Below are 21,013 nucleotides of genomic sequence, written 5' to 3'. Positions count from 1 at the left end.
CGGTGGTGATCAGGCGGTGGCGATGAAGCGGCGGACGAGCAGGTAGACCTCGCATCCCAGGCAGAAGGCGAAGACGGCGTTGAGCAGGGCGGCCACGAGCGCGAGGCCGACGGCCACCTGGGCCACGACGGTGGCACCGGCCGCGAAGGCCAGCAGCCCGACGAGCGCGAACGCGAGGCCCACGGCCTGGGCGAAACGCGGCGGCTCGGGGGCCTCCCACTCGGTCGGCGGGGCCAGGCGCGGGCGGACCAGCGTGCGGAACAGCCAGGCGTGCGGCGTCGCCTGCACCCCGCGCACCGCACCGACGGCGAACAGCACCGCCTGCACGGCGAGCAGCGCGACGGCGTACGGCGTGGGGAGCAGCAGCACGGTGACCAGGACGACGGCGGTCAGGGCGGCGGCGAGCTGCGGGCCGCGTGGATCGATCGCCCCCGCCGGAGGGGCGGCGGCGTCGGACCCCGGTGTGGGCCTGGGCGTGGCGGTGGTGGTCATGTCTCTCCTGAGGTCGGTCGGCACGGGCGGGGCCGGGCACACCGGGGCAGGGCCGGCGTGCGGGTCCCACCGACCGAGCGGGGTCCAGGCAGACGACAGCCGGACGGGGGCTCAGGGGAGCGGTGGGACCTCTACGACATTCGACACAGCGCCGAGCGCACGCGGCAGTGGTCCACTGCGCGGCGCTTGGTGAGCATGGTCGAGGACATGACGACGACCCTAGGCGCTGCCGTCCCCCGGACCCCTTCGCGTCTCACCATGTGACCCATCCATCCACATCCTGAGATCAGACGCGCGCCAGCGCGCTCAGGACCTGGTCGCGGGTGGGGGCGCCGGTCGCACGGGTGACCTCGGAGCCGGTCGCGTCGAGCACGATCGTGGTGGGCGTGCGGAGGATCCCGAGGGTCCGCGTCGCCTCGAGGTGGTGCTCGGCGTCGACCTCCACGTGGGCGACACCGTCGACGATCGAGGTGACCTCGCCCAGCACGCGGCGGGTCGCGCGGCAGGGGGCGCAGAACGCGCTCGAGAACTGCAGCAGCGTCGCCCGCTCCCCCAACTCGTGGCCCACTGCGGCGACGAGGTCGGCACCGGGGCTAGGGACGTGCGCTTCCTCGATTGCGGCGTCGGGTGCCGCCGGCGGGCGTACGACGTCGCTGCCGCGGAAGCGGCCGTCGGTCGCGAGCCGCCACAGCCCGAACGCCGTCGCCAGCACGACAGCGGCGACGACGATCCAGGCTCCGGTGGTCACACCGGAGCAACGACGTCGGGACGCGCATTTGTTCCGGCTCGTCCCCGGCGTCGGGTGCCGGGAACGGAGCGAGGCCCCGGGACGGATCCCGGGGCCTCGCGTGGTGGTGCAGGTGGAGCGGGGCGGTCAGCGCTTGAGCTTGACCTTCTTGGTGATGTCGCCCGAGCCGACCTTGCCCTTGCCCTTCACGGTGAAGACGAGCTTGTGCTTGCCCGTGCCGAGCGCCTTCTTGAAGGTGACCTTGCCGGTGCCCTTCTTGATCTTGCCCTTGCCGAGCTTCTTGAGCTTGTCGTCGCCGTTCTTCTTGGTGCCGACGATCTCGAACACGGTGACCGTGGCCTTGACCTTCTTGGCCTTGAGCGGCTTCACCTTGAGGGTGATGGCGGCCGACTTCTTGGAGACCTTGGCCTTCACCTTCGGCTTGTAGCCGACCTTGTAGGTCGACTTCGTGACGGCCTGGCCCTGCGTGAAGCCGAGGTCGTTGGTGACGCGGCCGGTGACCTTGTCGCCGAGGTTCTTCTTGGTGAGCTTGAGCGACGGGCCGGTCGCGACCACGACGCCCTTGACGAGCCACTCGTAGGTGAACTCGTTGTCGGCCATCTGGGTCCACACGCCCTTGTCGAGGCGCAGGGTCTTGCCGACCCAGGCGTCGCCCTCGATGGTCGGGCGCTCGACGGCCTTGACCTCCTTGGCGAGGGCGGCGGAGATGCCGGTCACCATCTGGCCGGGCTTGACCGTGACGGTCTTGGCCTCGGCGGCGACGGCGTTGTCCCACCACTCCGACACGTGGCGGTCGGCACCGAACATCGCGGTGTAGTCGCCGGGCCACAGGTTGCGGGTCTCGTAGGTGCCGTCGGCGTTGTACTCGTCGGCGCCGCCCGCGAGGGTCTTGTCGACGTCGTAGAAGGCGACCTGCGGGAGGTCCGGGACGCCCCCGGCCTCGCTGGTGATCGCACCGGCGACGCCACCGGCGACCGGCTGGACGAAGTCGATGACCTGCGGGGCCGCGGTGACAGCGGCGGCGGTCTCGTAGCCGTACTTCTGGCCGGTCCAGATGCTGCGACGGGCGAAGTCGCCGTCCTCGCGGGCGTCCTCGCCGACGACCACGATCTTGAACTCGGTCTCGCCGCCGATGCGGTCGAGGGTGGTGAAGGCGTAGCCACCGGCGCGGTTGGAGATCGTCCGGGCGACGACCTCACGGTCGACCGGGTTGGCCGGCGTGTTGTAGGCGAGGACGGAGTAGCCCACGCCGACGCCACCGAGCTGGTCGCGGACGGTGCCGCTGAGGTCGACGCCGGTCGGAGCAGGCTTCGACTTCGGCGCCAGGGCGGCGTCGATGCCGGTCACGGCCTGGCCGGGGCCGACGGTGACGACGGTCGGGTCGGAGACCGGGATGCCGTACTGGTCGAGCGCGACGTTGTTGTAGTACTCGCCGACGTACTCGTCGATCGGGTCGGAGAACAGCACCTCGTGGGCACCGGTGGTGGCACCCTCGATCGTGTAGACGCCGTTGGCGTCGGTGTAGTCGCAGTTGAAGTCCGAGCAGACCTCGACGCGGTGCAGGGCCGCACCGGCGTCGCTGGTCACGCGGCCCGAGATGGAGCCGCCGGGGGCCAGGACGACGGTGCCGACGTTGCTGCCGGGGGCGACCGCGTCGGCGGACGCGAGGTCAGCCTTGTCGGAGTAGTACTCCGTCGCCAGCGACTTGCGGGTCTTCGGGTCGTAGCCGGAGAAGCGCAGCTTCACGGCCTCGGTCGCCCCGATGCGGAACGTGCCCGTGGAGTTGGTGGTGTCGGTGGCGAGCAGCGAGTTGTCGTCAGCGGCGTACGCCTGCACGCTGGCGTTGTCGACCGGACGACCGTCGGCGGTGGTGACCGTGCCGAAGACGACCGGCACCGCGTCGATGGTCCACGCCGGGAGGACCTGCGCGGCGCCCGCGACCGTGATGAAGTCGGCGGTGGCGAGGTCGGCCTTGTCGCGGTAGTACTCCGACTGGAGCTCCGAGCTCTCGAAGGCCGGGTAGAACTGCAGCTTGTAGAGCCCGTCCTCGAGGTTGAGGTCGAAGGCACCGCCCTGCGTCGGGACCGACGGCAGGAAGTCGTACTCGAACGGCTCGACCGTGCCGTCGCCGTCCTCGTCGGAGAACTTGTAGACGGAGATGCGACCGTCGACGTAGTTGCCCGCCGTGTCCACCGTGCTGCCGCTGATGGTGACCGCGGCGTGGGCCGGCGCTGCCAACCCGATCGTGAAGCCGGCGAGCGCCGTCGCGGCGGCGGCGCCACCTGCAACAAGGCGCGCGAAGGCTCCCCCGTTTGTGCTGATCATGCTTGTCCCCCTTGGACTCATGCCGGCACGCGACGTGCCAAGCACCCAGGCCATCCCCCGTGGAGGCCTGTCGAGACGCAGTTCTATCGCATAACCGCGTGGTTGTGCTCACCCACCGGCAAATGGGGGCAGCAGCTCGACCACGTCGCCGGGGCGTACGACGACCGCGTCCGGGTCCTGCGTGCGGACCGGCTGGTCGCCCAGGAGCACCGAGCAGACGCCGACCGTGCGGGCCATCTGCTCGCCCGGATGACGCTCCAGCACGCGCGCGACGACGTCGGCCAGGGTCAGCTCCCCCGTCGCCTCGAGGACGTCCTCCGCGGTCCCGGCCGCGGCCCGGGCGCCCGCCCAGTAGCGCACGGTGATCGCTGTCTCACGACTCCGCTCCGCGTCCGTCGAGGTGCTCATGCGGGATATCCTTCCTCATCCCCGGCTGACGCTCCGGCTGACGCCCCCGGCTGATCCCCCGGACGAGGAGGCCCCGCGATGAGCGCCCTGCTGCTGCTCACGAGCGCGCTGCAGCCCTCTGCGGAGGTGCTCCCCGGGCTCGCGCTGCTGTCGCACACGGTGAAGATCGTCCCGGCCCAGGGCAGCGCGCTGCTCGACGCGCCGGAGTCGGACCTCGTCCTCGTCGACGGGCGGCAGGACCTCGCCGCGGCCCGCGACCTCTGCCGGCTGATCCGCACCACCGGCACCGACGCCCCGGTGCTCCTCATCGTCACCGAGGGCGGCCTCGCCGTCGTCGCCCACGACTGGGGCATGGACGACGTCGTGCTCCACACCTGCGGCCCCGCCGAGCTCGACGCCCGCATCCGCCTCGCGATCGGCCGCGCCAGCGCCGCCGCGCCCGACGACCCGGCCGCCCACGTCATCCACCGCGGCGAGGTCGTCGTCGACGACGCCACCTACACCGCCCGCATCGGCGGCCGCCCGCTCGACCTGACCTACAAGGAGTTCGAGCTCCTCAAGTACCTCGCCCAGCACCCGGGCCGGGTCTTCAGCCGCGAGCAGCTGCTCCAGGAGGTCTGGGGTTACGACTACTTCGGCGGCACCCGCACCGTCGACGTCCACGTCCGGCGCCTCCGCGCCAAGCTCGGCACCGAGCACGAGCACCACATCGGCACCGTCCGCAACGTCGGCTACCGCTTCGTGGTGCCCACCCGCGAGGCGGCCACCGAGTCGGCGCCCTCCTCGACCTCGTCCTGACCGCTGGGCCCTGCCCCCTCGTGCGCAGGGTGGGCTGGCCGGGCCCGGCTAGGGTCGATCGCATGGACGCCGCCGCGCAGACCGTCGCGCAGATCGCCGACGAGGCCGCGGCCGCCGACGGCGCCGACCCGCTCGACGAGGCGACCCGCATCGCCCTCGCCGACGGCGACGCCGCCGTCATCGCGGAGGACGACGCCTTCGCGCTGCTGCACGCCGGCGACCTCTCGCTCGTCGTCCGCCCGACGGCCCGCGGCCGCGGCCTCGGGTCGGCGCTGCTGACGCGCGCCGAGTCGTCGTACGGCACCGGGCTGACGGCGTGGTCGCACGGCAACCACCCGGCCGCCGCGCGTCTCGCCGCCAGCCACGGGTGGGAACGGGTGCGCGACCTGTGGGTGATGCGCCGGTCGACCGCGCTCCCCCTTGCCGACCTGGTGGTGCCCGACGGCGTGACGATCCGGTCCTACCGCGACTCCGACGCCGCCGACGTGGTCGCGGTCAACGCGGCCGCGTTCGCCCACCACCCCGAGCAAGGAGCGATGGACCTCGACAACCTCGCCCGGCGGATGGCGGAGCCGTGGTTCGACCCGGCCGGGCTGCTCGTCGCCGAGGACGACTCCGGGATGCTCGGCTTCCACTGGACCAAGCAGCACGACGCCCGCCTCGGTGAGGTGTACGTCGTCGGGGTCGCGCCGGCCGCGCAGGGCCGCGGGCTCGGGAAGGTGCTCACCCTGGCCGGGCTGCACCACCTCACCGGGCTCGGCGTGGACGAGGTGCTGCTCTACGTCGAGTCCGACAACGCCCCCGCCGTCGCCGTCTACTCGCGCCTCGGGTTCGGGCACGCGGACGCCGACACGCACGTGCAGTACCGCCGCCCCTGATCGCTGCCGCCCGTTCGCTGGACCGCGGCTGCGTCATACGAACCCGCACCCATGAGTTCCGAGTTGTATGACGCTGGGGGCCGCCGATCTGCTGCGTCATACAAAGGCGAGCCAGTACGTGCGGTTCCGTATGACGCTGGGGCCGCCGATCTGCTGCGTCATACAAAGGCGAACCAGTACGTGCGGTTTCGTATGACGCTGCGGACCTCAGCGGAGGGGGCGGACGTGCAGGCCGACCTCGGGGTCGACGACGACCTCCTGGGCGGCGGGCATCTCGTCGACCGTCAGGGTCGCGTCGACGGGCACGTTGCGCTTGACCAGCGCGAGCGCGATCGGGCCGAGCTCGTGGTGGCGGGCGCTCGAGCCGACGAAGCCGACGTCACGACCGTCGTACGACACCGGGGAGCCGGCGGCCGGCAGGCGGTTCTCCGACCCGTCGAGGTGCAGCAGCACCAGCCGGCGGGGCGGGCGCCCGAGGGTGTGCACGCGCGCGACGGTCTCCTGGCCGCGGTAGCAGCCCTTGTCGAGGTGCACGGCCGCGCCGATCCAGCCGACCTCGTTGGGGATGGTGCGGTGGTCGGTGTCGATGCCGAGCCGCGGCTCGCCGCGCCCGATGCGCAGCGCCTCGAAGGCCCACAGCCCGCAGGCCGGGCCGGCCGCGTCGGCGTACGCCTCGAGCCGGTCGCGGGGCACGAGGTCGTACCGGCCGATGCCCTCCCCCGGCCGCCACATCACGGCGAGGTCGTCGAGCAGCGAGATCTCGACGCGCGTCATGAACTTCATCCGCTCGAGCCACTCCACCAGCGCCGCGCCCGCGCCGGGCTCGGTGTGGGCGGTGAACGCCTCGCCGTCGTCGACGCCGGTGAAGGCGTGCTCGACGTGGCCCTGCGGGCTCAGCACCAGCGCCTGGGTCCAGGTGCCGGGGGCGAGGCCGTCGAAGTACTGGGTGGTGAGGTTGTGCAGCCACGAGAGCCGCTCGGGTCCGGAGATGCGTACGACGTCGCGGTGCGAGAGGTCGACGAAACCGTCGCCGCGCGCGAGGCTGCGCTGCTCGGTGTTGAACGAGCCGTAGTGGGCCGCGACCGGGGCGTCGATCCCGTCGCCCGCGACGGCTCCGGGCAGGGCGAGGAGCGGGGACTGCATGCTGCGAGTCTAGGCGCCGACACCATGCAGGCAGTTGGGCTGCCTCATGGCGTCAGCCACGCTCAGCCCGGGCCCACGAGATCCGAACTGCCTTCATGGTGCTCGACGGGCGCCGGCTCGGCGTCGCGCCGCAGCTGGTCGCGGAGCCAGAAGGCGACGTGCCCGGCGCCGGCGAGCGTCGTGACGCCGATGACCAGAAAGATCCAGCGCCAGTCCACGAGCGTGACCAGGGCGGCGCCGAGGGCCAGCGAGACCGCGCTCGGCACGGTCATCACGACCTCGGCGGCCGTCGAGACGCGTCCCATCAGCCGCTGCGGCGTCCGGCGCTGGAGGAGCGTCATGTACGCGACGATCAGCAGCGGGAGCGAGACGCCGAAGACGACGATGCTCACCAGCACGCCCGCCATCACCGGGGAGGCGGCGATGCCGAGGGCGCTGACCCCGAGCAGCACCAGGCCGAGCACGCTCGTCGCGACCTCACCGAGGCGTCGTACGCACCGGGCGGAGGCGAGGCCGCCCACGACCGCGCCGATGCCCTGCACCGAGACGATGACGCTGACGTAGGTGGCGGGGCGGTCGAAGTGGTCGGTCAGCGCGAAGATCGCCGACTCGGTGAAGCCGAGGACGAGCATCGACAGGCCGAAGCCGATGAGCAGGTGGCCCAGCACCCGGTCGTGCACGAGGTGGCGCAGGCCGTCGGTGAGCTGGTTCCAGTAGGCGGAGTGCTCGCGCTCGGGCGTCTCCTCCTCGACGCGGATGGTCGAGATCACGGCTGCGGCGACGAGGAACGACGCCGCGTCCACGAGGGCGACCGCCCACCCGCCCAGCCAGGCGAAGAGGGCGGCGCCGAGCAGCGGGCCGAAGAGCCGGTAGGACTCCTTGACGGTCTGGATGCTGGAGTTGGCGTCGACGAGCATCCGCTCCGGCATCAGCTCCTTGAGCAGGCCGTTGAGCCCGGCCGGGAGGACGACGAAGCTGACGCCGTAGAGCCCGGCGACCGTCCAGATGATCCACACGTCCCCGGCGTCGCGGACCAGCAGCAGCGGCAGGACGGCGACGGCGGACAGGACGTTGCCCCACACCAGCATCGGCTTGCGCCTGATCCGGTCGAGCCAGACGCCCACGAACGGCGCGAAGATCGCCGGGATGCACATGAAGAAGAACGTGAAGCCGGCCATCGCGCTCGAGCCGGTGAGCGTCTTCACCCAGATGCTCAGGACCAGCAGCATGATCGAGTCGCCGAGCATCGACGTCGTCAGGCCGGCGAAGAGCCGCGTGAAGCCCGGCTGGGCGAAGGCGGCCCTCATCGCTCGATCTCCACGGCCGCGCCCCAGGCGACGATCTCGCACAGCCGCGCGCCCTCCGGACGCTCGCCCGAGCCGAGCCGGTCGTCGTACGTCCCGGCGACCTCCGCCAGGCGGCTCGTCAGGTCGGCGAGCTCCTCGGGCGTGAGCCACGCGACGTGCTGCGACAGCCCCGCGCTGTCGCGCCAGCCGGGATCGGTCTCGCGCTCGCTCGCGCCGAGGAAGCGGTCGACCCACCGCTCGAGCAGCATCCGGCTCAGCGCCTGCCCGGCCCGCAGCTCGTCGCGGCCGAGGTCGTCGTCCTCGGCCCACGACATCCCGATGTGCCGCATCTGCCACGGCCGCTGCCGCCCCGTGCCGCCGGCGGCCTCCTCGATGAAGTCGTGCTCGGCGAGCTTGCGCAGGTGCCACGAGCAGTTGGCCGGGGTCTCGTCGAGCCGGTCGGCCAGCTCGGTGGCCGTCATCGGCCCGTGGACTGACAGCAGCTCGATGATGCCCATCCGCACGGGATGGGCGACGGCGGCGAGGGCGCGGGGGTCGCGGAGGCGGCGGGGGCTGGGCATGGCTCGAAAGTAGTCTTTCGAAAGGTTTCTTGCAATAGATCCGCCACGCCTGCGGTCACCGGATATCCGGTGACCGCCCTGCTTAGAGGTACAGATCTCTACCGATAAGCAGGGAACTCGGGTGCCAAGCAACCCTGAGTCGCTCGGAGACTCACCGACCAGGGCCCGTCGACGACGGTTGGGTCGACCAGCGACTCAGGCGCCGGCAGCGGCCGAGCAGTCGGCGCAGGTGCCGAAGATCGCGAGGTGCCCGACGTCGACGGAGAAGCCGTCCTCCCCCAGCGCGGCGACGAGCGCCGCCACGATCTCGGGGGCGTAGGAGCGCACGGAGCCGCAGCCGCGGCACACGACGTGGACGTGCTCGTGCTCGCGGGTGGAGTGGTACGTCGGCGCGCGGTCGCTCAGGTGCGTGTGGCGCACCAGCCCGAGCTCTTCGAGCACCTCGAGCGTGCGGTAGACGGTGGAGGCGTTGACCGAGCTCACCTGGCCGCGCACGTGGGCCAGCACCTCGTCGGGGGTGGCGTGGCGCAGCTCCTCGACGGCCCGCAGGATCAGCTCACGCTGCGGGGTGAGGCGGAGCCCCTGCTCCCGCAGTCGCGCCGCCAGGTCGTCGGACACGGGGTCAGGCTCGCTGGAGACGCGCCCACGTGTGGGGCTGGAGCTCCTGGCCGACGGCCGCCATGTCGTAGGCGTAGAGCAGGTCGCCGTCGACGTTGCCGTACATCCGGGAGCCGGCGGTGACCTCCTTCGCCGTCTCGGTGAAGGAGACGCCGGCGGTGTGCATCTCGAGCTTGCCGCCCTCGGCCGCGCCGTACCAGACCTCCGAGAAGCCGATGTTGTGCGAGAGGAGGAACTCGACCTTGCCGGGCTCGGGGCAGCGCAGGAAGCCGGTCTCCATCGCCGCGTCGCGGACGAACTCGCCCTGCTCGTCGACGATCCAGGCGCGCGCCATGTAGTGGAAGAACGGGCGGCCGTCGTGGGTGAAGATCAGCTCCTGGCCGAACTGGAACGACTCGATGGTCGGGTAGGTGCCGTGACCGTTGCCGCGCCAGGTGCCGAGCAGCCACGCGACGGGGCCGCAGTTGGGATGCAGGTTGTCCGGCAGCTCGAAGGGCATGGCGCCACTCTAGTGTTGAGGTCGAGTGCGCGGCCCCGTGGCGGACACGACCGCGAGCGCACTCGACCCGAGGAGGACGCGTGAGGTCACTGGTCGTCAAGGTCACCTGTGGCGCCGAGGACGCCGAGCGCCTCAACCAGGGCTTCACGGTCGCCGCGGCCGCGGCGGCGGCCGGCGCCGAGGTCTCGCTGTGGCTGACCGGGGACGCCGCCTGGTTCGGCGTACCGGGGCGCGCGGAGGAGTTCGAGCTCGAGCTCGCCACGCCCCTCGACCAGCTCATGGCGGCGGTCCTCACCAGCGGCACGATCACCGTCTGCACGCAGTGCGCCGCTCGGCGCGGCATCGTCGCCGGCGACCTCCGCGAGGGCGTCACGATCGCCGGCGCGGCCGTCTTCGCCGAGCAGGTCCTGGGCGAGGGCGTCCAGGCGTTGGTCTACTGAGACGAAGGTCATCTCACGTTCACCTTCCGGTGCCACACTGAGTGGCATGTCCGACCCGGCCACCCTCACCAGCGCAGTTTCCCCGTCGGTGGAGGAAGGGCCGGTCGCCGAACCCTTCGGGCACCCCACTGACACCTTCGACGTCGAGCCGCCCTACCAGCCCGACGCGGAGGCCATCGAGGGCGTCGAGAAGTTCGAGGACCGCTTCATCGACCGCGAGATCTCGTGGGTCCGGTTCAACCAGCGCGTCCTCGAGCTCGCGGAGGACCCCGGCCTGCCGCTCCTCGAGCGGGCGCGGTTCCTCGCGATCTTCGCCAGCAACCTCGACGAGTTCTTCATGGTCCGCGTCGCCGGCCTCAAGCGCCGCATCGCCGCCGGCGTCGCGGTGCGGGCGGCGAGCGGGCTGATGCCGCGCGAGCAGCTCGACATGCTCTGGGCCGCGAGCCGCGAGCTGATGGAACGGCACGCGCGGGCGCTCGTCGACCTGCTGCCCGAGCTCGGCAGCCAGGGCATCGAGATCGTGCGGTGGGCCGACCTCGACCGCGAGGAGCAGAAGATCTGCAAGAAGCTCTTCAAGGACCGGATCTTCCCCGTCCTCACCCCGCTCGCCGTCGACCCGGCCCACCCCTTCCCCTACATCTCGGGGCTGTCGCTCAACCTCGCGGTCGTCGTACGCCATCCCGGGACCGGCACCGAGCACTTCGCACGCGTCAAGGTGCCGCCCACGTTCGGCCGCTTCGTCGGGCTCGGCAACCAGCGCTTCGTGCCGATCGAGGACGTCATCGGCGAGCACCTCAAGAAGCTCTTCACCGGCATGGACGTGCTGGCCTCCCACACCTTCCGGGTCACCCGCAACGAGGACCTCGAGGTGGAGGAGGACGACGCGGAGAACCTCCTCAAGGCGCTCGAGAAGGAGCTCCAGCGGCGTCGCTTCGGGCCGCCGGTGCGGCTCGAGGTCGAGGAGTCGATGGACCCGAAGGTGCTCGACCTGCTCGTCTCCGAGCTCGGCGTCGGCCGCGACGAGGTCGTCTCGCTGCCCGGTCCGCTCGACCTGACCGGCCTCCACTCGATCGCCGACCTGCCGCGCGACGACCTCAAGTACGCCGCCTTCCTCCCGTCGACGCACCCCCACCTGGCGGAGGTCGAGTCGTCGTCACCGGTCGACGTCTTCGACTCCGTGGCGCGCCACGACGTGCTGCTGCACCACCCCTACGACTCCTTCGCCACGTCCGTGCAGCGCTTCCTCGAGCAGGCCGCCGCCGACCCGCACGTGCTGGCGATCAAGCAGACGCTCTACCGCACCTCCGGCGACAGCCCGATCATCGAGGCGCTCATCGACGCAGCCGAGGCCGGCAAGCAGGTGCTGGTGATCGTCGAGATCAAGGCGCGCTTCGACGAGCAGGCCAACATCCGCTGGGCGCGCAAGCTTGAGCAGGCCGGCTGCCACGTCGTCTACGGCCTCGTCGGGCTCAAGACCCACTGCAAGCTGTCGATGGTGGTGCGCGACGAGCCCGAGGGCATCCGCCGCTACGTCCACCTCGGCACCGGCAACTACAACCCCAAGACCGCCCGCCTCTACGAGGACCTTGGTCTCCTGACGGCCAACCCCGAGATCGGCGAGGACGTCGCGCTGCTCTTCAACAACCTCTCGGGCATCAGCCGCAACCGCACCTACGACCACCTCCTCGTCGCGCCCCACAGCGTCCGCGAGGGCCTCGTCGCCCAGATCCACCAGGAGATCGCCCACCACCAGGCCGGCCGGCCGGCACGGATCCGGATCAAGGCGAACTCGGTGGTGGACGAGGCGGTGATCGACGCGCTCTACCTCGCCTCGCAGGAGGGCGTACGCGTCGAGCTGCTGATCCGCGGCATCTGCGCGCTGCGACCCGGCGTACCCGGCCTGTCCGAGACGGTGCGCGTGCGCTCGATCCTCGGCCGGTTCCTCGAGCACAGCCGGATCTTCTGGTTCGACAACGGCGGCGAGCCGGCGGCGTGGATCGGGTCGGCCGACATGATGCACCGCAACCTCGACCGGCGCGTGGAGGTGCTCGTCCGCCTGGGCGACCCCGACGTCGTCGAGGAGGTCGGCGCGTTGCTCGACCTGGCGCTCGACCCCGGTACGACGGCGTGGGAGCTCGGGCCGGACGCCGAGTGGCGGCTGCACCGCGGCGAGCGGCACCTGCAGGACGAGCTGATCCACCGCCAGCGCGTACGCCGCCGCTGAGCGCCGCGTCACACGGGCCCCCGAACGGCGCCCCGGTTTTGCGTCCGGAGGCCGATCACCCCCTACCATGAACCACGGTTCATCCGCCCCCCGTTCGGAGTTCACCGTGCGTTTGAAGTTCCGCCCTGTCGACAGCTCGTTCTACGACCTGTTCAGTGAGGCTGCCAACCACCTCGTCGTCGGCTCGCAGCTCCTGAGCGAGATGCTCTCGGTCGGCAACTCCAAGGCAGAGATCGCCCAGCGCATGCGCGAGGCCGAGCACGCCGCCGACGAGACGACCCACTCGATCATCCGACGGGTGAACAGCACGTTCGTCACCCCGTTCGACCGCGAGGACATCTACTCCCTCGCCTCGGCGCTCGACGACGTCATGGACATGATGGACGAGGCCGTCGACCTCGTCCTCCTCTACGAGGTCACGTCGCTGCCGCCGGAGACCACCCAGCAGGTCGAGGTGCTGCAGCGCTGCGCCGAGCTGACTGCGGCCGCGATGCCGTCGCTGGAGTCGATGGGCTCGCTCGACGAGTACTGGATCGAGATCAACCGTCTCGAGAACACCGGCGACAAGTCCTACCGCCGCATCCTGGCCAACCTGTTCAGCGGCGAGTTCGAGGCCCTCGAGGTCATGAAGCTCAAGGACATCGTGGAGTCCCTCGAGGGGGCGATCGACGCGTTCGAGAAGGTCGCGAACATCGTGGAGCAGATCGCGGTCAAGGAGTCCTGACCCTGATGCGTGCCATCACCTTGCCCTCGCGCGCCCGGAGCGTGGTCTGATGGAGATCGCCATCATCGTGGCGGTCGTCGTCGTGGCCCTGGTCTTCGACTACACCAACGGCTTCCACGACGCCGCCAACGCGATCGCGACGTCCGTCTCGACGGGCGCCCTCAAGCCGCGCGTGGCCCTCGCCATGGCGGCGATCATGAACTTCGTCGGCGCCTTCCTCGGCCAGAAGGTCGCGCACACGGTGTCCGACACCATCGATCCCGGGCCCGGCAGCCACGGCCTGGTGATCGTGATGTGTGGGTTGCTCGGCGCCATCACGTGGAACCTGATCACGTGGTGGCTCGGCCTCCCGTCCTCGTCGTCGCAGGCCCTGATCGGCGGCCTCGTCGGCTCGGCGATCGCCGCCGGCACCACCGCCAACTGGAACGTGGTGATCGACAAGGTCGTCCTGCCGATGCTGATCTCCCCCGTGGTCGCCTTCACCCTGGGCTTTGCCCTGATGGTCGCGATCATGTGGATGTTCCGCCGGGCCAACCCGGGCCGCGCGAACCGTGGCTTCAAGGTCGCCCAGACGGTCTCCGCGGCCGCGATGGCGCTGGGCCACGGCCTCCAGGACGCCCAGAAGACGATGGGCGTCATCTTCCTGGCGCTGCTCACGGGCGGCTACGTCGCCGAGAGCGACCCGCTCCCGCTGTGGGTCATCTTCACCTCGGCCGCCGCGATCTCGCTCGGCACCTGGTCCGGAGGGTGGCGCATCATGCGCACCCTCGGACGCCGCATCATCCACCTCGACCCGGCCCGCGGCTTCGCCGCCGAGTCCGTGGCCTCGGGCGTGCTGTACACCACCGCGTACGTCTTCGAGGCGCCGATCTCGACCACCCACACCATCACCTCCGCGGTCATGGGCGTGGGTGCGACCAAGCGCCTCTCGGCCGTCCGCTGGGGTGTCGCCCGCTCGATCCTGATCGCGTGGGTGCTGACCTTCCCGGCCGCTGCCTCCGTCGCCGCCCTCTGCTACTGGGTCGCCCACCTCTTCCTCCCCTGACCTGTCGCCCGTCCGCCTCCGGCGTCGTCCGGCCGCGTGCGTCATACGAAGGCGCACCCATACGTGCCGGTTCGGATGACGCTGACGTCCGCGCCGCGCCTGCGTCATACGAAGGCGCACCCATACGTGTCGGTTCGCATGACGCTGACGTCCGCGCCGCACCTGCGTCATACGAAGCCGCACCCATAGGTGCCGATTCGCATGACGCTGACCCGCGGCACGCCACCACCAGGCGACCTCAGGCGTACGTCGACCCGCTCAGGCCGCGGGACCCAGACCGGGGCAGCCCGCTGCAGCCAGCGCTCTTTCGATCTGGTCGAAGAACTCGTCGGCGGCGACACGCAGGCCGAGCACCGGGAGCCGCAGCACGGTGAGTTCGGCAAGCGTCACGTCGTTGTGGCGCAGCGCATCGGCCACCACTTCCTGTGCGAGGGCGTGTTGGATGCCGTCCACCTCGACGACGAGACCCCACTCCTCCCACACCACGTCGAGGTAGTAGCGACCGTCCCGGCCCCGGCGTACGACCTGCCGCGTGGGCTCGGGGAGCCCTCGCCTGCGGCACTCGCGGGCGAAGTCGAGCTCGGCGAGGCTGCGCACGCCGCCGAGCAGGTCGGTCACCACGTCGATCACGAACGCCAGCCGCGGATCGCGCTTGACCTGCAGGAGTGCCTGCCCGATCCGATCAGCAGGCGCGACGCCCTGCTGGACGACCATGGTCAGCAGGAGGGCTGCCTGTCGGTCGCTCCGCGCCCAGAGCGCTCCGCGCACGGCAGCGACCTCGGAGCGGGTGCGCGGGGGCCCGCCGCCGGCGGCGATGTCATCGGTCCGCCACCGACGCGTCTGTCGTACGTCGACGACCCGGTCGCGGAACACCCGCGCGCCACGCGGCACGGACACACGGTGCCGGTCGACCTGGAACCCGTCGAGGCCGGCCGCGATCAACGACGACGCCCCGTCCAGTCGGGCGCGCGGGCCACCCGACAGCTGGGCTGCCCACAGGGTTGTCGCCAGTGCGAGCGGACCCGTGTGCACCACCACGACGTGCCGACCCACTCGCTGCCACCGCCGCGCGCGGAGGTTGGCCCGCACCTCTGCGCGCGTGATGCCGGCGGCGTACAGCTGCCGACGCGACAGCGCCCCCGATTGCGTACGCGCCAGCCTCTCGACCCGCTGTCGCCTGGCGGCGCGGAGCGAGGCCGTACGAGGGGTCTCCAGAGATTTCACAACGCCACGGTCGCCCCGTCGGCGTACGCCTGCCACGCGCCCGCACGGCCCTTGTGGACGGACTACCCCGACGGCGGCCTGTGGACGGATGATGGCTCGCGGTCTGGGGCTCCGGACGTCATACCGACCGCGACCCATAGGTGCGGGTTCGTATGACGCAGCACCGCCCGGGCGACCGGACGTCATACCGACCGAGACCCATAGGTGCCGCTTCGTATGACGCAGCACCCCGGGACCACCTGAAGCGCCCGGGGCGGCCGGGGACGCCCTGGGGGCCGAACCCCCGACCGGACCCCAGGACGTCCCGGGCCGCCCCGGGCATACCCGGGACACCCGACCAGGCTCAGCCGAAGCGGCCGGAGATGTAGGCCTCGGTGGCCTCGTTGTCGGGGTTGGCGAACATCTTCGACGTCGCGTTGAACTCGACGAGGTGGCCGGGCTGGCCGGCGGCCTTGAGGTTGAAGAAGCCGGTCTCGTCGGAGACGCGGGCCGCCTGCTGCATGTTGTGGGTGACGATGACGATCGTGTAGTCGGACTTCAGCTCGTGGATGAGGTCCTCGATCGCGGAGGTCGAGATCGGGTCGAGCGCCGAGCAGGGCTCGTCCATCAGCAGCACCTGCGGCTCGACGGCGATCGCGCGGGCGATGCAGAGGCGCTGCTGCTGGCCGCCGGACAGGCCCATGCCGGGCTTGGAGAGGCGGTCCTTGACCTCGTTCCAGAGGTTGGCGCCCTTGAGAGAGCGCTCGACGATGTCGTCGGCCTCGGCCTTCTTCATCTTCTTGGAGTTGAGCCGGTTGCCGGCCAGGACGTTCTCGTAGATGGACATCGTCGGGAACGGGTTGGGCCGCTGGAAGACCATGCCGATCTGACGTCGTACGGCGACCGGGTCGACGGCGCTGTCGTAGAGCGACTGCCCGTCGACCACCACCTTGCCCTCGACGCGTGCGCCGGGGATGACCTCGTGCATCCGGTTGAGCGAGCGCAGGAACGTGGACTTGCCGCAGCCGGACGGACCGATGAAGGCGGTGACCGAGCGCGCCTTGATGGTCATGTTGACGCCTTGGACGGCGAGGAAGTCGCCGTAGTAGATGTCGAGGTCGCCGACGGTGATGCTCTTGGCCATGGGGGTGGGTCTCTCTTGTCTCTGGTTCGGGCTCAGTGGCCGGTCTTGGGGGCGAAGATCGCGCCGATGACGCGCGCCACGAGGTTCAGCATCATGACGATCAGGATCAGCACCAGCGCGCCGCCCCAGGCGATCTCGATGCCGGGGGGCGTGCCACCCGGGGTCTCGGCGATGCCGGGGTTGGCGTTCTGGGTGTAGATCAGCACCGGCAGGGTGGTCATCCGTTCCGAGAACACGTTGAAGTTCGTGCGGGTCGTCAGCCCGGCGATCAGCAGCAGCGGGGCGGTCTCGCCGACCACGCGGGCGATGGCCAGCGTGACCCCCGTGACGATGCCGCCGAGGGCCGTCGGGAGGACGACCTTGACGATCGTGCGCCACTTCGGCACGCCCAGGGCGTACGACGCCTCGCGCAGGTCAGCGGGAACCAGCCGCAGCATCTCCTCGGTCGAGCGGACCACCACCGGGATCATGAGCAGCGAGAGCGCCACCGAACCACCGATGCCGAGCCTGGTGGACGGACCGAAGACGAGGATGAACAGCGAGAACGCGAAGAGGCCGGCCACGATCGAGGGGATGCCGGTCATCACGTCCACCAGGAACGTGATCCACCGGGCGAGGCGGCTGCCCTTGCCGTACTCGATGAGGTAGATCGCGGCCATGATGCCGATCGGCACCGAGATGACGGCGGCGCCGAGCGTGATCAGGAGGGTGCCGATCAGGGCGTGGTAGATCCCCACCTCCTGGTCGAGCTCGGTCCGGTACATCGAGTAGGTCAGGAACGTCGAGTTGATCGCGGGGAGACCCCGGTCGATGACGGTGTAGAGCAACGAGACCAGCGGCACGATGGCGACGAGGCACGCGGCCCACACGAGCCCGGTGACCATCCGGTCCACCGCTCCCCGACGCCCCTCCACGACCCGCGCCCAGACGGGCAGCGCGACGAGGTAGACGAGGCCGGCGACGAGCGCCCACACGACGAGGCCCCAGTCGAGCAGGAGCACCGGCAGGGCCGCGGCGGCGGCGGCCACGACGGCGACGAGGACGGGCGCCGAGCGAGGCAGCTTGGCCTGCGTGAAGGCGATGGGCTCCGAGGTCGGCCGGGTGGGGGCCGTGGCGACGCTCATGTCCGGGGTCCCCTCGAAGTTGTCGGGTGGAGGAGCGACGCGGGGGAGAACGAGAAGCTCGTGGGGTGGTTCATCGGGCCAGCTTCCTCTCGTTGCGGGTGACGATCCACCGGGCGGCGAAGTTGACCAGGAAGGTCACGAGGAAGAGCACCAGACCGGTCGCGATCAGCACCTGGATCTTGCCCGGGGTGCCCTCCTTGTAGTTGGAGGCGATGTTGGACGCGATCGAGGCCGGGTTGCTGCTCGAGATCAGGTTGAGGGAGATGCCGCCGCCGGCGGAGAGCACCATCGCCACGGCCATCGTCTCGCCGAGCGCGCGGCCGAGGCCGAGCATCACCGCGGAGATCATGCCCGAGCGGGCGTAGGGGAAGACGGCCATCCGGATCATCTCCCACCGGGTGGCGCCCAGGGCGAGGGCGGCCTCCTCGTGGAGCCGCGGCGTCTGCGAGAACACCTCACGCGAGATCGCGGTGATGATCGGGAGGATCATGATCGCCAGCACCAGCCCGGCGGTCAGGATGGTGCGGCCGGTGCCCGAGGCCGGGCCGGCGAAGAAGGGCAGCCAGCCCATGTTCTCGTCCAGCCACACGTAGCCCGGCTGGAGCTGGCGCGCCAGGACGCTGATGCCCCAGAGGCCGAAGACCACCGACGGCACGGCGGCGAGCAGGTCGATGACGTAGGCGATCGGGGTGGCGATCGACTTCGGCGCGTAGTGGCTCACCACCAGCGCGATGCCCCAGGCGAGCGGGACAGCCACGATCAGCGCGATCACGGCGGCGAGGACGGTGCCGAACAGCAGCGGGGCGACGTAGCCCCAGAAGTTGCTCGCCTCGCCGTAGAACTCGGCCGGCTTGGCCAGACCCGGGACGCCCTCGATGGCCAGGAAGATGAAGACGCCGGCCAGGGCGAGAAGGATGGCGATCCCGGCGGCCAGGGCGGTGCCGGAGAAGATCCGGTCGCCCAGCCGCGCCGGGCCTGTCTTCTGGTCGGTGGCGATGGTTGCCACGTGCTACCTCAATCAGTCGGTTCATGCGTCCGTGCGGCGGGTCGGAGTTCCGACCCGCCGCACGCGGCGCTGGGTGGCCGGGGCAGCTGGCCCCGGTCGTGGGATCAGCCCGCCGAGATGCCGTCCACGATGCTCTGCGCCTTCTCGGCGACCGTCGAGGAGAGCGGCGCGGAGCCGGCCTCCTCGGAGGCGGCCTGCTGGCCCTCGTCGGACACGATGTAGGACAGGTAGCCCTTCACCAGGTCGGCCTCAGCCTGGTCCTCGTAGGTCTGGCAGGCGATGAGGTAGCTGAGCAGGACGACCGGGTAGGCGCCCGACTCGGTGGTGGTGCGGTCGATGTCGACGGCCATGTCGACGTCCGCGCGGCCCTCCGCGGCGGGCGAGGACTCGACGACGAGCGCGGCGCCCTCGGCGGACGGGGCGACGTACTCCTCGCCGACCTTGACCGAGACGACGGACAGGTCGCCGACCTGGCTCTCGTCGGCGTAGCCGATCGTGCCGTCGCCACCCGAGACAGCGGAGATGACGCCCGAGGTGCCCTCAGCGGCCTCGCCGCCCTTGACGGGGAAGGCGTCCTCGGCCTCGTAGGACCAGGAGCTGCTGGCCTTGCCGAGGTAGTCGGTGAAGTTCTTCGTGGTGCCCGAGTCGTCGGAGCGGTGGACCGGCGTGATGGTCGTGCCCGGCAGGTCGGCGTCCGGGTTCTCCTCGGCGATGGCCGGGTCGTCCCACTTCGTGATCTTGCCGTCGAAGATCTGCGCGATCGTGTCGGCGGACATGTTGAGCGAGTCGACCCCCTCGAGGTTGAAGGCCACCGCGATGGGCGAGACGTAGGCCGGGACCTCGATCGGGTCCTCGCCGTTGCAGCGCTCCTTGGCGGCGCTGAGCTCGCCCTCGTCGTCGGTGAGGTAGGAGTCGGAGCCGGCGAAGCTGACGCCGCCCTCGATGAAGTTGGTCCGTCCGTCGCCGGAGCCGACCGGGTCGTAGTTGACGGTGACGTTGCCGTCGTTCATGCCCTGGAAGCCGGTGGCCCAGGCAGCCTGCGCCTTCTCCTGCGAGGACGCACCGGCGCCGTTCAGGTCGCCAGACAGGCCACCGGATTCAGAGGTGTCGTCGCCCGAGGCGGCGTCGGCCTCGTTGGAGGCACCGCACGCGCTGAGGGAGATCGAGAGGGCAAGCACGGCGACGCTCGGGGCGAGCAGCTTGCGGAAGGAAGTGCGATTCACTTCGGGTGCTCCTGATGGAAGTCTGATGAGTGCTGACGATCAGGAAGGTAGGCACGTCAGGAGAACGACCACGTCGCCGTCGGTGAACGCGCGGTGAACTCGGCAGGACCGGTTGGCATCACCCGCTCGGGCGTGGGACGACGATCACATGAACTCGTCCCGGCAGGCTTGACGAGGGGCCACCGGGGGCCATAGGAAGCGACCCGCCTCAGGGGGCGATGAGCTCGGAGGCCACGACGCGGCCCTTGCGGTGGTGCACCACGAGCATCGACCCGGGCTCGAGGAAGACGTCCGGCACCTCCAGCGCGTCGAGCACGGTCGGCAGCACCGGCCGGTGGCTGCACAGCACGGCGCCCCCGGTGTCGAGGTCGCCGTGGAGGAGGTCGTCGACGAGGTCGACCACGCCCTCGACGGTGGAGTCCTCCTCGCTCAGCTCGTCGTAGAGCTTGACCGGCCAGCCGGTCACGTCGGCGTACGGCATCACCGTCTGCACGCAGCGGGTGCTGGAGGAGGTGTGGGCCACCGTCACGTCGAAGGCGGCCAGGATCGGCACGAGGCGCTCGGACTGGGCCTCCCCGAGCCGGACGAGCGGTCGCCGCCGGTCGTCCTTCTTCCACCCCTTGCGCGAGCGGGCCTCGGCGTGGCGCAGCACCACGAGTGCCCGGGTACGCCGCCGCAGCGGCCGCGCCTCGACCAGGGTGTCGCGGTCGTAGGAGTACGTCAGCCGCTCCCCGGCTTCCTTCCAGCCCACCCACTCGACCGCGTCGATCTCCGCGTTGGGGCGGTAGCCGCTCACTTCGTCGCTGCCGACGACCCGGGCGGTCCAGTAGTCCACGGTCTTCCAGCGGCCGTTGGACATCCGGTAGCGCTGGCACGACAACGCCGGCCCGAGGCGCACGTCGAGCCCGGTCTCCTCGGCCACCTCGCGCACCGCGGCGGTGACCACGTGCTCACCGCGGTCCAGCTTGCCCTTGGGGAAGGACCAGTCGTCGTACTTGGGCCGGTGCACGAGGAGCACCTCGCCGCCCTTGCGGGTCACGACAGCACCAGCAGCGCGCACGTCGCGGGGCTCCATGGAAGTAGTCTCACACCCACCCCGACCCC

General features: G+C 70.8%; 21 protein-coding genes. 6 read left to right on the top strand and 15 right to left on the bottom strand.

What is annotated here, in order from left to right:
* Positions 1 to 9: 9 nt before the first annotated feature.
* The 4 genes from NYO98_RS09880 to NYO98_RS09865 all read right to left on the bottom strand — a co-directional run bounded on the left by NYO98_RS09880 (position 10) and on the right by NYO98_RS09865 (position 3,973).
* A complete protein-coding gene (locus NYO98_RS09880) occupies positions 10 to 492 on the bottom strand; it encodes a DUF4395 domain-containing protein (RefSeq protein ID WP_268111490.1) in 483 nt (160 codons plus the stop codon).
* Positions 493 to 778: 286 nt separating this feature from the next.
* On the bottom strand, positions 779 to 1,240 hold the full coding sequence (locus tag NYO98_RS09875) for a TlpA family protein disulfide reductase (protein ID WP_268111489.1): 462 nt from the start codon (positions 1,238 to 1,240) through the stop codon (positions 779 to 781).
* Positions 1,241 to 1,366: 126 nt separating this feature from the next.
* Positions 1,367 to 3,565, bottom strand: coding sequence for a carboxypeptidase-like regulatory domain-containing protein (locus NYO98_RS09870; protein WP_268111488.1), 2,199 nt, complete (start codon positions 3,563 to 3,565; stop codon positions 1,367 to 1,369).
* A gap of 108 nt (positions 3,566 to 3,673) precedes the next feature.
* Positions 3,674 to 3,973, bottom strand: coding sequence for a MoaD/ThiS family protein (locus tag NYO98_RS09865; RefSeq protein WP_268111487.1), 300 nt, complete (start codon positions 3,971 to 3,973; stop codon positions 3,674 to 3,676).
* Positions 3,974 to 4,051: 78 nt separating this feature from the next.
* Between NYO98_RS09865 and NYO98_RS09860 the strand changes: the two genes are divergently transcribed.
* Entirely contained in the window at positions 4,052 to 4,771 is a 720-nt protein-coding gene (locus tag NYO98_RS09860) for a winged helix-turn-helix transcriptional regulator (RefSeq protein WP_268111486.1), read from the top strand.
* Positions 4,772 to 4,833: 62 nt separating this feature from the next.
* Positions 4,834 to 5,649 (top strand): mycothiol synthase, encoded by an 816-nt coding sequence (gene mshD / locus NYO98_RS09855; protein WP_268111485.1) that lies wholly within the window; start codon positions 4,834 to 4,836, stop codon positions 5,647 to 5,649.
* Between the two features lie 207 nt (positions 5,650 to 5,856).
* On the opposite strand, the gene ygfZ is transcribed toward mshD, so the two are convergent.
* The 5 genes from ygfZ to NYO98_RS09830 all read right to left on the bottom strand — a co-directional run bounded on the left by ygfZ (position 5,857) and on the right by NYO98_RS09830 (position 9,776).
* Positions 5,857 to 6,792: a CAF17-like 4Fe-4S cluster assembly/insertion protein YgfZ gene (ygfZ, locus tag NYO98_RS09850; protein ID WP_268111484.1), complete on the bottom strand. Its 936-nt coding sequence runs from the start codon at positions 6,790 to 6,792 to the stop codon at positions 5,857 to 5,859.
* A gap of 62 nt (positions 6,793 to 6,854) precedes the next feature.
* Complete coding sequence (locus NYO98_RS09845; protein WP_268111483.1) at positions 6,855 to 8,099, bottom strand: MFS transporter; 1,245 nt, start codon at positions 8,097 to 8,099, stop codon at positions 6,855 to 6,857.
* The gene (locus NYO98_RS09840) at positions 8,096 to 8,659 is read right to left on the bottom strand and encodes a winged helix-turn-helix domain-containing protein (protein WP_268111481.1); all 564 of its coding nucleotides are present in this window, start codon (positions 8,657 to 8,659) and stop codon (positions 8,096 to 8,098) included. The genes NYO98_RS09845 and NYO98_RS09840 overlap by 4 nt, the downstream gene beginning before the upstream one ends.
* Before the next feature lie 195 nt (positions 8,660 to 8,854).
* A complete protein-coding gene (locus tag NYO98_RS09835) occupies positions 8,855 to 9,277 on the bottom strand; it encodes a Fur family transcriptional regulator (protein WP_268111480.1) in 423 nt (140 codons plus the stop codon).
* Between the two features lie 4 nt (positions 9,278 to 9,281).
* Positions 9,282 to 9,776 (bottom strand): FABP family protein, encoded by a 495-nt coding sequence (locus NYO98_RS09830; RefSeq protein WP_268111479.1) that lies wholly within the window; start codon positions 9,774 to 9,776, stop codon positions 9,282 to 9,284.
* A gap of 80 nt (positions 9,777 to 9,856) precedes the next feature.
* Between NYO98_RS09830 and NYO98_RS09825 the strand changes: the two genes are divergently transcribed.
* The 4 genes from NYO98_RS09825 to NYO98_RS09810 all read left to right on the top strand — a co-directional run bounded on the left by NYO98_RS09825 (position 9,857) and on the right by NYO98_RS09810 (position 14,209).
* Positions 9,857 to 10,216, top strand: a complete 360-nt coding sequence (locus NYO98_RS09825) for a DsrE family protein (RefSeq protein WP_268111478.1) — start codon at positions 9,857 to 9,859, stop codon at positions 10,214 to 10,216.
* Between the two features lie 46 nt (positions 10,217 to 10,262).
* Entirely contained in the window at positions 10,263 to 12,440 is a 2,178-nt protein-coding gene (locus NYO98_RS09820) for an RNA degradosome polyphosphate kinase (RefSeq protein WP_268111477.1), read from the top strand.
* Positions 12,441 to 12,546: 106 nt separating this feature from the next.
* Positions 12,547 to 13,164 (top strand): DUF47 domain-containing protein, encoded by a 618-nt coding sequence (locus NYO98_RS09815; RefSeq protein WP_268111476.1) that lies wholly within the window; start codon positions 12,547 to 12,549, stop codon positions 13,162 to 13,164.
* A 49-nt stretch (positions 13,165 to 13,213) separates the two neighbouring features.
* Positions 13,214 to 14,209 carry an inorganic phosphate transporter gene (locus NYO98_RS09810; protein ID WP_268111474.1) on the top strand — a complete coding sequence of 332 codons (996 nt, stop codon included), beginning with the start codon at positions 13,214 to 13,216 and terminating at the stop codon, positions 14,207 to 14,209.
* A gap of 258 nt (positions 14,210 to 14,467) precedes the next feature.
* On the opposite strand, the gene NYO98_RS09805 is transcribed toward NYO98_RS09810, so the two are convergent.
* From NYO98_RS09805 to NYO98_RS09780, 6 genes are all read right to left on the bottom strand, one after another.
* A complete protein-coding gene (locus NYO98_RS09805) occupies positions 14,468 to 15,433 on the bottom strand; it encodes a DUF559 domain-containing protein (RefSeq protein WP_268111472.1) in 966 nt (321 codons plus the stop codon).
* Between the two features lie 343 nt (positions 15,434 to 15,776).
* A complete protein-coding gene (gene pstB / locus NYO98_RS09800; protein ID WP_268111471.1) occupies positions 15,777 to 16,556 on the bottom strand; it encodes a phosphate ABC transporter ATP-binding protein PstB in 780 nt (259 codons plus the stop codon).
* A 32-nt stretch (positions 16,557 to 16,588) separates the two neighbouring features.
* Positions 16,589 to 17,680: a phosphate ABC transporter permease PstA gene (gene pstA, locus NYO98_RS09795; RefSeq protein ID WP_268111470.1), complete on the bottom strand. Its 1,092-nt coding sequence runs from the start codon at positions 17,678 to 17,680 to the stop codon at positions 16,589 to 16,591.
* Between the two features lie 70 nt (positions 17,681 to 17,750).
* The gene (gene pstC, locus NYO98_RS09790; RefSeq protein WP_268111469.1) at positions 17,751 to 18,686 is read right to left on the bottom strand and encodes a phosphate ABC transporter permease subunit PstC; all 936 of its coding nucleotides are present in this window, start codon (positions 18,684 to 18,686) and stop codon (positions 17,751 to 17,753) included.
* Positions 18,687 to 18,790: 104 nt separating this feature from the next.
* The gene (pstS, locus tag NYO98_RS09785; RefSeq protein WP_268111468.1) at positions 18,791 to 19,909 is read right to left on the bottom strand and encodes a phosphate ABC transporter substrate-binding protein PstS; all 1,119 of its coding nucleotides are present in this window, start codon (positions 19,907 to 19,909) and stop codon (positions 18,791 to 18,793) included.
* A 208-nt stretch (positions 19,910 to 20,117) separates the two neighbouring features.
* On the bottom strand, positions 20,118 to 20,984 hold the full coding sequence (locus NYO98_RS09780; protein ID WP_268111467.1) for an NUDIX hydrolase: 867 nt from the start codon (positions 20,982 to 20,984) through the stop codon (positions 20,118 to 20,120).
* Between the last annotated feature and the right edge of the window lie 29 nt (positions 20,985 to 21,013).

The sequence above is a fragment of the Nocardioides pini genome (assembly GCF_026712185.1).
Classification (GTDB): Bacteria; Actinomycetota; Actinomycetes; order Propionibacteriales; family Nocardioidaceae; genus Nocardioides; species Nocardioides pini.
Note: the sequence above shows the minus strand (reverse complement) of the source record. Positions and strands in the feature narration are given on the sequence as shown.